2 protein-coding genes are annotated in these 17,339 nt (G+C 72.7%); both read left to right on the forward strand.

The window, feature by feature from the left end; translation table 11 throughout:
- The first annotated feature begins 115 nt into the window (after positions 1–115).
- Entirely contained in the window at positions 116–7,912 is a 7,797-nt protein-coding gene (locus RM812_RS14780) for a non-ribosomal peptide synthetase (RefSeq protein ID WP_311572986.1), read from the forward strand.
- 8 nt (positions 7,913–7,920) lie between these two features.
- Positions 7,921–17,328, forward strand: coding sequence for a non-ribosomal peptide synthetase (locus RM812_RS14785; RefSeq protein ID WP_311572987.1), 9,408 nt, complete (start codon positions 7,921–7,923; stop codon positions 17,326–17,328).
- The last annotated feature ends 11 nt before the right edge of the window (positions 17,329–17,339 follow it).

Below are 17,339 nucleotides of genomic sequence, written 5' to 3' on the forward strand. Positions count from 1 at the left end.
TTTTCGGTCTCTGGCCAACATCTTTCATCTCGGTTGTTCCACCACATGGGCCACGACAAGCATCGGCACGGCGAGGGGCCGTTGACCGGGACACCACTTTGCTGGGGGCATTTGGATGGGTTGCAACGGCGTCACATCCGCGCAGGAAGCCATGTGGCTCGCGCAGGAGTTCACCCCTGACGTACCGAACAACGTGGCGACTCTCTGGGACATCGACGGTGACCTGGACACTGCCCGGCTCGCCGAGGCCCTGCGGGCGGCGGTGGCGGAGGCCGACGCGCTGAGGGTGAACTTCCGCCGCGACGACGACGGACTGAGGCCGGTCGCCCGGGACCTCGGGGCGTGGGAGCCGTTCCGCCTCGATGTCGGAGACACCTCAGACCCCGCCGACGCGGCCCGCGCCGTCGTCGCCGATCTCGTGCGCCGGCCCTTCGACCTGACCGAGGACGCGCTTCTGCGGATCGGCTCCATCCGGCTGGGCCCCGGCCGTCACCTGCTCGTGCTCGTCTTCCACCACATCCTCACCGACGCGTTCGGCGTTCTCACCCTGCTGTCCCGGCGGATCGCCGAGATCTACCGCGCGCTGCGCGCCGGCTCCGCGTTGCCGGAGGGCGCCCCCAGCCCGCCGGAGGACGCGGCGGCGAAGGACGCCGCCTACCGGGCGTCGAAGCGGTTCGCCGACGCCGAGCGGTTCTGGCCCGACTACCTCGCCGGTGACCTGCCCGCCGCCCGTCTGCCCGTCGGTGTCCGGCCCGGCGCCGGCGCCTCCGTCGGTGAGCCCGGGTACTGGGACGGCCTCACCGCCCCGCAGGGGATGTCCACCCGCACCGCGACGGTCCCGGCCGCCGAACTCGCCGCCTGGGAACACGCCTCCATTGCGGCCGGGACCTCGGTGCCCGACCTGATCGCCTCGGCCGCCACCGCCTTTCTGGGGCACATGTGCGGTCTGTCCGAGCCGCTGCTGACCATCACCGTCAATCACCGCGTCGGCGCACTGCGCCGCTCACTCGGTCTGCTCTCCAACCGGGTGCCGCTGCGCTCGCGGGTGGACCCGGCGGCCGACTTCGTGGAACTGGCCGAGGCCCTTGGCCGGGAGCGGCGCCGTGTCCTGCGGCACGCACGGCACGACATATCTCTGATCAAACGGGCCACCGGCCACGCCGGAGAGGCACGCAGTCCGTTCGGCGCCGTCGTCAACGTGCTCCCCTCCGTCGAGGCGCTCGACCTGGCGGGAGCCTCGGCCCGCTTCGCCGGTGGCACCTTCGGCGTGATCGACGAGGTGATGGTCTGCGTCTACACCGACGGAACGGCCGAAAGCGACCTGTACGTCCGGTTCGACGCGCCGCGGGCCGAGTACGACGACCAGGACATCGCCGGGCTGGCCGAGCGGTTCGTGACGTTTCTGCGGGTGGCCCTGGCCGACCCGCACGCCCCGGTCGGGACCGTCACCGCGCTGTACCCCTCCGAACGCCGCGCGCTGCTCACCGAGTACGCCGGACCCACGGTGACCCCGCCGCCGGCGACCCTGACCGAACTGCTGGACCGGCAGGCCCGCGCCACCCCGGACGCCGTCGCGCTGACCTTCGAGGATTCCCGGACGACCTACCGGGAACTGGCCGAGAGGTCCGGCCGGCTCGCCCGCCTGCTGACCGAGCGCGGCGCCGGGCCCGAGCGGTTCGTCGCGGTCGCGGTGCCCCGTTCCCCGGAACTGGTCGTCGCGCTGGTCGCGGTCCTCAGGGCGGGCGCCGCCTACGTCCCCGTCGATCCGGACTACCCGGCCGCGCGGGTGGAGTTCATGCTCGCCGACGCCGGGCCTGCGCTGCTGCTCACGGTCAAGGACACCGCGGACCGGCTGCCCCGCACGGACGTCCCCGTGGTCATGGTCGACGACGCCCCGCTCACCGAAGGGCCCGTCACCTCTGCCCCGCACGGTGTCGACCACCCCGCGTACATGATCTACACGTCGGGATCGACCGGACGGCCCAAAGGCGTCGTCGTCACGCACGCCGCGATCGTCAACCGGCTGCTCTGGATGCAGGATCGTTTCCGGCTCGATGGCACCGACCGGGTCCTGCAGAAGACGTCCGCCTCGTTCGACGTGTCCGTCTGGGAGTTCTTCTGGCCGCTGATCACCGGCGCCACCCTGGTGGTCGCCCGGCCGGACGGGCACCGCGACCCGGACTACCTCGCCGAGGTGATCCGGCGGGCCGGCGTCACGACGGCGCACTTCGTCCCGTCGATGCTGGCCGAGTTCGTCACCGAGGAGACGGCTGCCGCGTGCACCGGTCTCCGCCGCGTCGTGTGCAGCGGAGAGGCCTTGCCGGCCGAGCTGGCCGCGCGGTTCCACCGGACCTTCGGCGCGCCGCTGCACAACCTGTACGGGCCGACCGAGGCGGCCGTGGACGTCACCGCGTGGCAGTACCGGCCCGGGGCGCGCACGATACCGATCGGCACCCCGATCTGGAACACCGCGCTCTACGTCCTCGACAGCCGGCTGCGACCGCTGCCGCCCGGTGTCTTCGGCGACCTCTACATCGCGGGCGCCGGACTCGCCCGGGGCTACCACGACCGCCGGGGCCTGACCGCGGAGCGCTTCGTGGCCTGTCCCTTCGGGGAACCGGGGCGGCGCATGTACCGGACCGGCGACCTCGCGCGCTGGAACGCCGACGGTGAGCTGGAGTTCGCCGGCCGCGCCGACCACCAAGTGAAGATCCGCGGCTTCCGGGTCGAGCCCCAGGAGATCGAGGACACGCTGACCGACCACCCCGGAGTGCTCGGGGCGGCCGTGGTCGCCCGGCCCGGCCGAGGCGCGGACGGAGCCGCCCAGCTCGTCGCGTACGTCGTCCCGGCCACCTCCGGTGGCAGCGGCCCGACCGGCACCGACTGGGATCTGCACGCCGGTCTGGACCTCACCGAGTTGCGAGGCTTCGTCGCGGCCCGGCTGCCCGCCCACCTGGTGCCCGCCGTGTTTGTCGCGCTGGACCGCATGCCGGTGACCGCGAACGGCAAGCTGGACCGGGCCGCGCTGCCCGAGCCGGAGATCACCGGCCGTGCCCACCGGCCGCCCCGGACCGGTGAGGAGAGCCTTCTGGCCGCGGCGTTCGCCGAGGTGCTCGGCCTGAGCGACATCGGGGTGGACGACGACTTCTTCGCTCTGGGCGGCGACAGCATCCGGGCGATCCAGGTGGTGGCCCGCGCCCGCGCCGGCGGTCTCGCGTTCAGCCCGCGCACCGTGTTCGAGTGCCGCACCGTCGCCGCGCTCGCACAGGCCGCGACCTGCGACACCGCCCCGGCCACCCTCGGCGAACTCGAGGGCGGGGGCGTCGGCCTGCTGCCGCTGCCCCCCATGGCCCGGCTGTACGCCGAGCGGGGTCCCGGCCTGGACCGCCTCGCCCAGTGGCTGGTGCTGGAGCTGCCCGCAGCCGTCGACCTCCCCGGCCTCACCGCGGCCCTGCGCTGCGTCCTGGACCGGCACGACGTCCTGCGCTCACGGCTGACGGACGACGGCCTGCTCGTGCAGCCGCCCGGCACGGTGGACGCCGGCGCGCTCGTCGGCCGGGTCGCCTGCCCGGGGGACTGGGACGGCGAGGCGTGGCAGACCCTGCTGCGCGCCGAGGCCGCCGAGGCCGTGCGGCACATCGACGCCCGGACTGGGCGGATGCTCCGGCTGGTCCTGTTCCGGGGGGCCGCAGGCGAGCCCGGGCGGCTACTGGTCGCGGCCCACCACCTGGTCGTCGACGGCATGTCCTGGCGGGTGCTGCTGCCCGACCTGGCCGCGGCTTGGCGCCAGGTCCAGGAAGAGCGGATCCCCGCCCTCCCGCGGGTGGGCACCTCCCTGCGCCGATGGCTGCACGCCCTGGCCGACGAGGCGGCCCGCCCTGAACGGGTGGCGGAGGTGGCGTTGTGGCGCGATCTGCTCGCGGCCCCCGTCGCCCCCGTGGGCTCCCGGCCGCTCGACCCGGGCCGGGACCTCACCTCCACCACCGACACCGTCCGGGTGGAGCTCCCGGCCGACCTCACGAACGCGATCCTGACCTCCGTCCCCGCGGCCTACCGCAGCGGCGCGGACGACGTCCTGCTCACCGCCCTCGTCCTCGCACTGGTCCGGGAACGGGAAGGTCTCACCGGCGGCACGGCCGTCGTACGGATGGAAGGGCACGGCCGACAGGAGGAGCTGGTGCCCGGTGCGGACCTGTCCCGCACGGTCGGCTGGTTCACCACGGTCACCCCCGTACGCCTCGACGTCTCGGAGATCGACGTAGACGCCGCGATCACCGGAGAAGCTGCCGCCGGTGACGCCCTGAAGCTGGTGAAGGAGCAGCGGCGGGCACTGCCCGACCAGGGCATCGGCTACACCCTCCTGCGCCACGTCAACGACGACACCGCGGCGCTGCTCCGCCGGTACCCGGCGGACGACATCGGATTCAACTTCCTGGGCCGTTTCTCCTTCGACCGCCCGGAGCAGGCACCCGGCCAGGACCTCACCCGTGGCTCCGAATGGACCTCCGCGCCCGAATGCGCCGAGTTGGTCGCCGCGCCGGCTGCGGACATGCCGACGCCCAGCGCGCTGGAACTGAACGCCCTGGTGACCGGCGTGGGCGACGACGCGCGCCTCACGGCCCTGTTCACCTTCGCCACCGGAGTTCTGACCGCGGACGAGGTCCGCGCCCTGTCCCGCACCTGGTGCGCCGCCCTGCGCGGCCTGCGGAACCTGGTCGAGACAGGCGGGCGGGGACTGACCCCGTCCGACGTCCCGCTGGTCGACGTCCGCCAGGAAGAACTGGACGAATGGCAACAGCGCTTCGGACGCGTGAGCGACGTATGGCCGCTCACGCCGTTGCAGGGCGGGCTGCTGTACCACACGATGCTCGCGCAGAGCGCGTCCGAGGCATACCAGACGCAGTTCGTGTTCCGGCTCGAAGGCCCGGTGAACCCGGCGCGCCTGCGGGCGGCGGGCCAGGCCCTGCTCGACCGGCACCCGAACCTCCGGGTCGCGTTCCAGCCGAGCGCCACCGGTGAGCCCGTGCAGGTCGTCGTGGACGACGTCCCGCTGCCCTGGCGGCATTTCGACCTCACCGGAGAGGCGGACGCCGCCACGCGGCTGGAGGAGATTCTCGCCGAGGAGCGGGACGCCCGCTTCCGCCAGGACAGCCCACCGCTGCTGCGCCTGACCCTTGTCACGATCGGCCCCCGGTACGCCGAACTGGCCCTCACCGCCCACCACGTGCTGCTCGACGGCTGGTCGGTGCCGCTCATCGAGCGCGAGCTCATGGACCTGTACATCGCCGACGGCGTCGGCACCGCACCGGCGCGCCCGCACGGCTACCGGGACTTCCTGAGCTGGCTGTCACGGCAGAACACGGCGCGCTCCGCCCGCGCGTGGGCTGAGGAACTCGCCGGTGTGGCGGAGCCGACCCTGCTGGCGCCCACGACGCCAGGGGCCCGGCCGACCGGCAGCGGTAGCGGGCAGATCGACGTGCCGCTCACCGGCGAGGACACCACCAGGTTGGCGCGCCGCGCCGCGGAGTGGGGCGTCACCGCCAACACCCTGGTGCAGGGCGCGTGGGCCATGGTGCTGGCGCAGCACACCGGCGGCCAGGAGGTGCTGTTCGGCGCCACGGTCGCGGGCCGGCCCTCCGGGCTGCCGGGCGCGGACACCACGATCGGCCTGTTCATCAACACGGTGCCGGTGCGGGTGCGATGCACGCCGGCCGACCCGGTCCCGGAGGTGCTCGGCCGGCTCCAGGACGCCCAGGCGAGACTGCTGGACCATCACCATGTGGGGCTCGCCGACATCCAGCGGGCGACCGGGCTGAACGAGCTGTTCGACACGCTTGTGGTGTTCGAGTCGTTCCCCGTCGACCGGTCCGGACACGCGGCGGCAGGCGCGTCGGCGCAACCGGTGGTGACCGGTATCCGCCCGTACGCCCCGCCGCACTATCCGCTGACCGTGGTCGCGGCAGCCGACCCGCTGTTACGGATCTCCTTCCAGTACCGCCGCAACGTCTTCGAGCGGACCGCCGTGGCGGCGCTCGCCGACCGGCTGGTGCGGGTGCTGCGGCAGTTCGCCGCCGGTTCGCGGGGCACCGTCGGCGCGCTCGACGTGCTGTCCGACGCCGAGCGCGAACAGGTGCTGCACGGCTGGAACGACACCGCGGTCCCGCCCCTCGAGCGGACCGTCCCCGACCTGCTCGCGGCGCGGGCGGCCCGGACGCCGGACACGGTCTGCGTCGAGTTCCGCGGGCACCGGCTGACCTACCGGGAACTGGACGAGCGGGCCGGCCGGCTGGCGCACTGGCTGGCCGGGCAGGGCGTGGGCCCGGAGTCCCGGGTCGTGGTGCTGCTGCCTCGCTCGGCCGACCTGGTGGTGGCCCTGCTGGCCGTGTGGAAGGCCGGCGGCACGTACGTGCCGGTGGACCCGGAGTATCCGGCCGCCCGGGTGCGGGCCGTGGTCGAGGACAGCGCACCAGTGCTGGTCCTCGATGAGAAGCGGCTGGCCGGGGTGGACCTGTCCGACCGGTCCCCTCACCCTGCCCACGGCCCGCGCGTTCCGGTCGGCGCGGACCACGCCGCCTACGTCATCTACACCTCCGGCTCCACGGGGACGCCCAAGGGCGTGGTGGTCCGGCACGGTGCGCTGGCGATCCTGCTGACCGGCATGCAGAATCGCTTCACCCTGACGCCGGACGACCGGTTGCTGGCCTGCGCCACCGTCGCGTTCGACATCGCCGCGCTGGAACTCTTCCTGCCCCTGCTCGCCGGCGGCCGGGTGGTACTGGCCGGCAAGGACGACATCACCCAGCCGTCGGCACTGCTGGACCTGGTCGAACGGTCCGGCGTCACCGTCATGCAGGCCACCCCCGCGCTCTGGCAGAGCCTGGTCACCCACGCGCCGGCCTGTCTGACCGGGCTGCGGGTGATCTCCACAGGCGAGGCACTGCCCTTGGCGCTTGCCGAAACCCTGTGCCGGCACGCCGCCGAGGTCACCAACCTCTACGGCCCGACCGAGACCACCGTCTACGCCACCGCCGCCCGTCTGCTCCCCGGCCGCTCCGGCATGCCTCCCTCCGTCGGCAGCCCGGTCGCCGGCACCCGGATCCTCGTGCTGGACCAGGCGCTGCGCCCGGTACCGCCCGGCGCTGCCGGTGACCTCTGGATCGCCGGCGAGAGCCTGGCCCGCGGCTACCACGACAGGCCGGGCATGACCGCGGAGCGGTTCGTGGCCTGCCCGTTCGGGCCACCGGGCGCCCGTATGTACCGCAGCGGGGATCTCGCCCGCTGGACGGACACGGGTGAGGTGGAGTACCTCGGCCGGTCCGACCACCAGATCAAACTGCGCGGCTACCGGATCGAGCCCGCCGAGATCGAGCACATCCTGACCCGCCACCCCGCGGTCCGCCGGGCTGTCGTCACCGCCCGCGAGGACCGGCCGGGGGACCGCCGGCTGGTGGCGTACGTGGTCCCGGAGACCGGCGCCGAGCCGCCCACCACGGAGCTCCTGCGGGAGGCGGTCGGAGAGCGGTTGCCGGCCTATACGATCCCGGCCGCGTTCGTGACACTCACGGAACTGCCACTGACGCCCAACGGCAAGCTCGACCGTTCCGCCCTGCCCCGCCCGGAGATCGCCGGGGACGAGTACCGGGCTCCCCGTACACCCCGGGAAGAGACGCTGTGCGTGCTGTTCGCCGAGGTTCTGGGCGCCGAGCGGATCGGTCTCGACGACGATTTCTTCCTCCTGGGCGGCCATTCACTGATGGCCACCCGGCTGGTGGCCCGGGTACGCGCAGAAATGGGCGTGGAAATCCCGATGCGCATCCTCTTCACCGCCCCGACCGTGGCCGAACTGACCACCCGCTGGAACGAGATGTCGACCTCCACTCGAAAGCCGCTGCGGAGAATGACCGAAAGGTAGGAGAAACCATGACCCCCCTGTCGTACGCGCAGCGGCGAATGTGGTTCATCAACCGCTTCGAAGGCTCTTCCTCCACCTACAACATCCCGCTGCTCCTGCGCTGCCACGGCCCGCTCGACGCCGTCGCGCTGCGGGCGGCGTTTCGCGACGTGATGGTGCGCCACGAAGTCCTGCGCACGGTCTTCGCGGAAACCGACGGCCAGCCGTACCAGCGTGTTCTCGACCCTGCCGAGATCGACCTGCCCTGGCAGGACTGGGGCCGGGTGGCCCCCGAGCGGGTGTCCGGCGTGGTGGCGTCGGTGAGCGGCAGCTGGTTCGACTTGTCGACGGACGTACCGCTGCGCGGCTGCGTCCTCCAGAGTGGCGACGAGGAGTTCCTGGTTGTCCTGGTGATCCACCACATCGCGGGCGACGGCGGCTCGCTGGCCCCGCTGGCACGTGACGTGTCGACGGCCTACCGGGCCCGGGTGACCGGCACGGCACCGGACTGGCCCGAACTGCCTGTGCAGTATTCGGACTACGCGCTGTGGCAGCAGGAAATGCTGGGTGACGAAAAGGATCCGGACAGCGTCGTCTCGACGCAGAGTGCCTATTGGCGCGAGGAACTGGCCGGTGTGTCCAAGCCCCTTCCCTTGCCCCTGGACCGGCCCCGTCCCGAGGTGGCGAGTTTTCGCGGCGGATCGGTCCCGGTCGGGTTGTCCGCCGAGCTGCGCGCCGCCGCAGAGAAAATGGCGCAAACCAATGGTGTCACGACGGCGATCGTGCTCCAGGCCGCCTTGGTGGTATTGCTGCATCGGCTGGGAGGAGGCAAGGATGTGACCGTCGGCTCGCCGATCGCGGGCCGTACGGAGGAGGCGCTGAGTGAACTGGTGGGTTTCTTCGTCAATACCTGGACGCTGCGCGTGCAGGTGACCGCGGACCGGCCTTTCGAGTGGGTGCTTGAACAGGTACGGAAGAAGGCGCTTGCCGCCTACGACCACCAGGATGTGCCGTTCGAGCGGCTCGTGGAGCTGTTGCGGCCGGAGCGGTCGACCGCGCATCACCCCCTGTTCCAGGTGGTGCTGGCGTGGCAGAACAACACCCCACCGCACCTGGACCTGCCGGGTCTCACCGTGACGATGGAACCGCTGCCCACCGGCAGCGCCAAGTTCGACCTGTTCTTCAACCTGGCGCCGGACGACTCCACCGGCTCCGTCGTCGGTGAGATCGAGTACGCCACCGACCTCTTCGACCGCTCCACCGTGGAGGACATCGCGGCACGGTTCGTGGCCGTCGTCGAAGAGGTGGTGGCCGACCCGAGGACCACCGTCGGCGCAGCGGCCGAGGCCGGGGCCGGCCGGCCCGGCGACTTCCTCGACGCCGCCGAGCGCCACAGGATCCTCGTCGAGTGGAACGACACCGCCCACCCCGTCCACTGCCCGGGACCGGTCCATCTGCTCTTCGAGGAGCAGGCCGCACGGCGCCCGGACGCCACCGCCCTGCGCTGGGCCGACGGCACCATGACCTACGGCGAGCTGAACCGGTGGGCGAACCGCGTCGCCTGGGACCTCAAGGAACGCGGCGTCGGCCCGGAGACCGTCGTCGGCGTCGGAGTTCCCCGTGGGCCGGCCATGATCGCCGCCGTCCTCGGCGTGCTCAAGGCGGGCGGTGCCTATCTGCCGCTGGAGCCGGCGCTGCCCGCCGACCGCGTGGCCGGCATGCTTGCCGATGCCGGGTGCTCCCTCGTGCTGTCCACGCCGGACACCGAACGCTGGTCCCTGCCGGACGGCGTCCGGCTCGCCGAACTCGCCGACGCCCGGTCGCCCGGCGCCGACCACGATCCGGAACCGGCCGCGGGACCGGACAACACGGCGTACATCATCTTCACGTCCGGCAGCACCGGGAAGCCGAAGGGCGTCGCTGTCACCCACCGCCCGGTGCACAACCTGATCGACTGGTGTTACCGCACGTTCGCGTTCGGCCCCGACGACGTCGTCCTGTGTGTCACCTCGCTGGGCTTCGACCTCTCCGTCTTCGACATCTTCGGCCTGCTCGGCTGCGGCGGCGGCGTCTACCTCGCGGACGCTGTCCAGCAGCGGGATCCGCAGCTGCTCCTGGACGTCCTGCTCACGGAGCCGATCACCTTCTGGGACTCGGTGCCCACCACCCTCAACCAGGTCGCATCCCTGCTCACGGAGGACGGCGGGTACGAGGGCACCGGCGACCTGCGCCTGGTGTTCCTCTCCGGTGACTACACCCCGCTGTCGCTGCCCGACGAGGTCCGCCGGGTGTTCACCGGCGCGGAGATCGTCAGCCTCGGCGGCGCCACCGAGGCGACGGTGTGGTCCAACTACTTCCGGGTCCGGGAGATCGACCCGTCCTGGCGCAGCATCCCCTACGGCCGTCCCATCGACAACGCCCGCTACTACGTGCTCGACGAGAACATGGAGCCGTGCCCCGTCGGCGTCGAGGGCGACCTGTACATCGGCGGGGACTGTCTCTGCGTCGGCTATGTCAACCGGCCGGACCTGACCGCGGAACGATTCGTCCGTGACCCGTTCAGCGCACGTGAGGGCGACAGGCTGTACCGCACCGGCGACCGCGCCAGCTTCTTCCCGGACGGCAACATCTGCTTCCTCGGCCGCGCCGACAACCAGGTCAAACTGCGCGGGTTCCGCGTCGAGCCCGGCGAGATCGAGCACGCCCTGGTCCGGCACCCGGCCGTCCGCCAGGCCATCGTCACCGCCCGCGAGGACCAGCCCGGCGATCTGCGCCTGGTCGCCTATGTCGTCCCCGACACCGGAGCCCTCCCGCCCGACGGCGGCACCGACGACCAGGTGGAGGAATGGCAGGAGGTCTACGACCAGACCTACTCCGACGACGGCGGACACGGATTCGGTGAGGACTTCACGGGCTGGAACGACTCCTCCACCGGTGAGCCGATCCCGCTCGACGAGATGCGGGCCTGGCGCGACGCCGCCGTGGAAGGCGTCCTGCGATGGTCGCCCGAGCGCGTCCTCGAACTGGGCGTCGGCACCGGGCTCCTGCTCGCGCACCTCGCCGGCCGGGTGGAGGAGTACTGGGCCACCGACCTCTCCCGGGCCGTGATCGACCGGCTCGGCGAGCAGGTGACCCGGGCCGGCCTGGCCGACCGGGTCCGGTTGCACCACCAGGCCGCCGACGATCTCACCGGACTGCCCCGTGGCGCATTCGACACCGTGCTGCTCAACTCGGTCGTGCAGTACTTCCCTGACGACCGCTACCTCGCCCGGGTCCTGGACGGCGCCTGGGAACTGCTCGCGCCCGGCGGCCGGATCGTCCTCGGCGACGTCCGGCGGGTCGCCTCCCTGCCCACGCTCCAGACGGGCGTCCAGCGGGCGAAGCACCCTGATGCGGCACCGGCCGTCCTGCGCACCACGGTCGAACAGGCCGTCCTGCTGGAGAATGAGCTGGTGGTCGACCCCGAGTGGTTCCTGAGCTGGGCTCACCGGGCCGGGGGGGCCGGAGCCGACATCCGCACCAAGGACGGCGTCCACCACAACGAGCTGACCCGGCACCGCTACGAGGTCGTGCTGCACAAGCCGGGCACGGAACCGGCGGACGCCCCGCGACGGCTCGACGGCGTCCCCACCCTGGCCTGGGAAGGCGACCTGGGCCGGCTCGCCGACCGCATAGGCGACCGGCCGGAGCCGGCGGTGCGGATCACCGGAATCCCGAACGCCCGCCTCACCGATGAGGCCGCAGCGGCCCGCGCTTTCGGCCTCGACGGCTCCGCCGCGCCCGAGCTGCCGCCGCTCGACCCCGCCGAGATCCGTGCCTGGGCCGCCCGGCACGGCTGGGACGCGGTGCCGACCTGGTCGGCCGAAGCCGTCGACCTGCTCGACGTCGTCGTGCTGCGCGACAGCCCGGCGGCCGGCACCCTCCTCACCGGCACATACCTGCCGGCCACCGACGGACGCACCCCGGCGAACGACCCCGCGGCCGCCGCCGCCGTCACGGCACTGCTGCCCGCCCTGCGCGGGTATCTGCGGGAGACTCTGCCCGAGTACATGATCCCGGCCGCCATCGTGCCCATCGCCGCCGTGCCGCTGACCGACAACGGCAAGCCCGACCGGCGGGCTCTGCCCACGCCCGACTACACGGCCGGTGGCGGCCGGGCCCCCGCCACACCGGAGGAGGAGTCGCTGTGCGCGCTGTTCGCCGCGGTCCTCGGTCTCGACCGGGTCGGCGTGGACGACAACTTCTTCTCCATCGGCGGCCACTCGCTCCTGGCCACCCGGCTGGTCAGCCGCATCCGGGCCGAGCACGGTGTGGAGATCCCCATCCGGGCCGTCTTCCAGTCGCCCACCGTCGCCGAACTCGCGGCCCACCTGACCACCCTGAACCACCTCCGCGCGCCGCTGCGACCCCAGGCGCGGCCCGAGCGGCTGCCCCTGTCCTACGCCCAGCAGCGGCTGTGGTTCATCCACCGCTTCGAGGGGCCCTCGGCGACCTACAACGTCGCGCTGGCCCTGCGGATGCGCGGCGCGCTCGACGCGGCCGCCCTGCGCCGCGCCGTGCACGACGTCGTCGAGCGGCACGAATCCCTGCGCACCGTCTTCGGCGAGGCGGACGGACAGCCGTACCAGCGGATCCTGCCGCCGACCGCGGTCGAGGTCCCCTGGGAGGAGCACGAGATCACCGAGGCCGAGCTGCCCGGCGTCCTGCGCGAGGCGGCGCGCCGTCCGTTCGACCTGGCGGCCGAGATCCCCTTCCGCTCCTGGCTGCTGCGGACGGGCGAACGCGAGGCGGTGTTCCTCATCGGCGCACACCACATCGTCGCCGACGGCTGGTCCGCCCTCCCGCTCGCCGAGGATCTCGCCACCGCCTACGAGGCCCGCAGCGCGGGCCGGGCGCCGCAGTGGGAACCGCTTGCCGTGCAGTACGCCGACTACACCCTCTGGCAGCGGGAACTGCTGGGCGACAGCGAGAACCCGGGCAGCCTCTACCGGCGGCAGCTGGATTACTGGACGACCCAGCTGGCTGGCCTGCCCGAGACCGTCACGCCCCCCACCGACCGGCCCCGGCCCGCCGTCGCGTCGTACGCGGGCGATCTGGTGCCGCTCGCACTCGACCCCCAGCTGACCGACGCTGTGCGCCGGATGGCCCGGGAGCGCGGCGCCACGGTGTCGATGGTGCTCCAGGCGGCCCTGGCCGCGCTGCTCACCAGGCTCGGCGCGGGCACGGACGTGCCGATCGGTTCGCCCATCGCCGGACGCACCGACGAGGCGCTCAACCGGCTGGTCGGCTTCTTCGTCAACACGTGGGTGCTGCGCGCGGACACCTCCGACGACCCCTCCTTCGCCGAGCTCGTCGACCGGGTCCGCGAGAGCAGCCTCGCCGCCTACGACCACCAGGACATCCCGTTCGAGCACCTGGTCGAGGTGCTCAACCCGGTCCGCTCGCCCGCCCACCACCCGCTCTTCCAGGTGTGCCTGGCCCTGCAGAACAACACGCGGCCGGAGTTCCACCTGTCCGGCCTCACCGTGACCGAGGAGCCGTTCTCCCTGGGCACCGCGCGCTTCGACCTGTTCATCAGCGTCACCGAACGGGACGAGGAAGACGCGCCGGCCCGCATCGAGGGCTTCGCGGAGTACGCCACCGACCTCTTCGAGGTGGAGACGGTCAGGACGCTCCTCGACCGGTGGCTGCACTTCCTGCGCCAGGTGGTCGCGGCGCCCGACACACCCATCGGATCCGTCGGTGTTCTGACCGAGCACGAGCGCGCGGCGTTGAGCGCCTGGTCCGGCCCGGCCCGGGGCGCCGGGCTCGAGGCCGGCACCCTTCCCGAGCGGTTCGCCGCCGCCGTCGCCGCGACCCCGGACGCGACCGCGCTGGTCTCCGCCGACTCCTCGCGCACCTGGACCTACGCCGAACTGGACCGCTGGGCCAACCGCCTCGCGCACCACTTCGTGGCCCGCGGCGCCCGCCCGGGCGACCGCGTCGCCCTCGTGATGGAACGCTCGCCGCTGCTGGTCGCCGCCATCCTCGGTGTCCTCAAGGCCGGTGCCGTCTACGCGCCCGTCGACCCGACCCACCCGCCCGAGCGCATCGACTTCCTGCTCGCGGACCTCGACGCGGCGGTCACCGTGGACGGGGGGCTCGCCGAGGCGGACCTCGACGGGCTGCCCGACTCGCCGCCCGAGGTGGAAGGCGTCGGCGAGCACGCCGTCGCCTACGTGATGTACACCTCGGGTTCCACCGGCCGCCCCAAGGGCGTGGAGGTGACCCACCGCAACGTCGTCGACCTCGCGCTCGACAGCTGCTTCCGCACCGGCGCCCATCGCCGCGTCCTCTTCCACTCGCCGCACACCTTCGACGCGTCGACGTACGAGATGTGGGTGCCGCTGCTCGGCGGCGGCACGACCGTGGTGGCCCGCGCCGGTCGGCCGGACACCGCGGAACTCGCCCGGGTGATCACCGAGCGGGAGGTGACGGCGCTCTGGCTGACCGCCGGACTGTTCGCCGTGATGGCCGAACAGCACGTCGAGTGCTTCGGCGCCGTCCAGGAGGTGTGGGCCGGCGGGGACGTCCTGTCGCCGACCGCCGTCCGCACGGTCCTCGACGCCTGCCCCGGTGTCACCGTGGTCAACGGTTACGGCCCGACCGAGACCACCACGTTCGCCTCCCGGCACCGGATGGCCTCGGCGGCGCAGTGCACCGACCCGCTGCCCATCGGCGCCCCGATGGACGGCAGCCGGCTCCTCGTCCTGGACGACCGGCTGCGGCCGGTGCCACCCGGCGTGGTGGGTGAGCTGTACATCGGCGGTGACGGCGTGGCGCGCGGTTACGCGGGCCGCCCGGGCCTGACCGCCGCCCGGTTCGTGCCCGACCCGTCCGCGCAGCCCGGAGCGCGTGTGTACCGCACGGGCGACCTGGTGCGCTGGGACGCCGACGGCCGTCTTCACTACGTCAGCCGCAGCGACGACCAGCTCAAGCTGCGCGGCTTCCGCGTCGAGCCGGGCGAGCTGGAGGCGGTGCTGCGCGAGCAGGACGGCGTGGCGAACGCGGTGGTCGCCGTGCGCCGGGACCGGCTCGGCGAACGCCGCATGGTCGCCTACGTGGTGCCCGACAGCACCGCTTCCACCGGCCGAGACGCCGCCGAACAGGTCAGCGAGTGGCGCGAGATCTACGACACCATGTACGGCGGGACCGAGGTCGCCACCGACACGGTCGGCGAGGACTTCACCGGCTGGAACAGCTCCTACACCGGCCGCCCCGTCCCGCTGGCGGAGATGCGGTCCTGGCGCGAGGCGATGCTGCGGCGGGTGCGGTCCCTGCGCCCGCGCCGGGTGCTGGAGATCGGTGTCGGCTCCGGTCTGCTGCTCGGCCCGCTCGCACCGGAGGCCGAGGAGTACTGGGGCACCGACTTCTCGGCGCCCGTCATCGAGCGGCTGCGCGCCCAGACCGGCGCCGACCGGCGGCTGTCGGGCAAGGTGACCCTGCGCTGCCAGGCCGCCGACGACGCCGACGGCCTGCCCGCCGGGTACTTCGACACGGTGATCTTCAACTCGGTCGTGCAGTACTTCCCGGACGCCGACTACCTCACCCGGGTGCTCGATCTCGCGATGGACCGGCTCGCACCCGGCGGACGCGTCGTGCTCGGCGACGTCCGCAACCACCGCACCCTGCGCACGTTCGCCGCGGCGGTGCACCGCTGCCGACAGCCCGCGGACGGCCCGGCCGCCGTGCAGGCCGCCGTCGAACGCGCGGTGCTCGCCGAGAAGGAACTCGTCGTCGACCCCGGCTTCTTCACCCGCTGGGCCGAGGCCCGCCCGGACGCCGTCGCGGCCGACATCCGCCTCAAGCAGGGCACCCACCACAACGAGCTGACCCGCCACCGCTACGAGGTCGTGCTGCACAAGGCACCGGCGAAGCCACTGGACCTCGGCGACCTGCCGGAGGCGGCCTGGGGGTCGGAGGTGCTCGAGCTGGCCGACCTGGATACCGCGCTCGCCCGGCACGGCGGCCGGCTCCGTCTCACCGGAGTTCCCAACGCCCGCCTGGCGGGCGAGGCCGCCGAATGGGGCGCTCCCGCCGAACTGGGTGGCACCCTCGACCCGGCCGAACTGGAGCTCTGGGGCGCCCGGCGCGGGCTCGCGGTGTACTGCACATGGTCGGCGCAGACGGGTGACCGCTTCGAGGCGGCCGTCGTGCCCGAGGTGGACGCGGTCTGCTGCGACGGCCTGTACCGGCCCGCCGGCGCCCCCTCGGCCCGGCTGGCGAACGTCCCCGCGGTGTCCCGCCGCGCATCCCGGCTGCCCTCCCTGCTGCGCGAGCGGCTCTCCGGCCGGCTGCCGGAGTTCATGATGCCCGCCGAGATCATCGTCCTCGACCGGCTGCCGCTCACCGAGAACGGCAAGGTGGACCGGGCCGCGCTCCCCGAGCCGGACCCGGTCGGCGGGGAGCACCGGGCCCCGCGCACCCCGCGCGAGGAGGAGCTCGCCGCGCTCTTCGCCGAGGTGCTGGGCCTGGACCGGATCGGCATCGACGACGACTTCTTCGCCTGTGGCGGCCACTCCCTGCGGCTGACGCGCCTGGTGTGGCGGATCCACGAGAAGCTGGGCGTGGAGGTCCCGATCCGCACGGTGTTCCAGTATCCGACCGTCGCCGAACTGGCGGCACAGCTGACCACCGACACCGACGCCGACTTCGAGGACCCGTTCGCCGTCCTGCTGCCGATCCGCACAGAGGGGTGGAAGCCGCCGCTGTGGTGGCTGCACCCGGGCGGCGGGCTGAGCTGGCCCTATCTCGGCTTCGCCCGCCACCTCGACCCGGCCTGGCCGCTGTACGGCATCCAGGCACGCGGCTTCGACGGGACCACCGAGCCGGCCGGCTCCGTCGAGGAGATGGTCGAGGACTACCTCGGGCAGGTGCTCCAGGTCCAGCCGAGCGGCCCCTACCACCTGCTGGGCTGGTCCTTCGGCGGCACCCTCGCGCACGCCATGGCGGCCGAACTCCAGCGTCGCGGACACGAGGTGGCGCTCCTGGCGCTGCTGGACGCCGCGCCCTCCAGCCACTTCGCCGACCTGGAGGCGCTGGACGAGTCCATGGTCCGCCGCTACCTCGCCAACTACATGGGACACCTGGCAGGGATGGAGGAGTACCCCTCGCTCGTCACCACCGCCTCCTCGATCTTCATCGGACAGATGGAGCAGATGCGGCGGTTCACCTCACCGCGGTACCGCGGTGACGTCGTCTTCTTCAACGCACTCCTCGACCCGGAGACCCACGACAAGCGGCAACTGGACGAGGACCTGGACGTGCTCTGGCAGGAACACGTCGACGGACGTGTGCAGCGCGTCGACATCGCTTGCGCCCACAACGAGATGTACTGGCCGAGGAACGCCGCTGAGATCAGCCGCACCCTCAACCGGATCCTGCGGTCAGCGCAGTGACCCTGTTCGCA

Source organism: Streptomyces lancefieldiae (genome assembly GCF_031845825.1).
In the GTDB taxonomy this organism is placed as follows: Bacteria; Actinomycetota; Actinomycetes; order Streptomycetales; family Streptomycetaceae; genus Streptomyces; species Streptomyces lancefieldiae.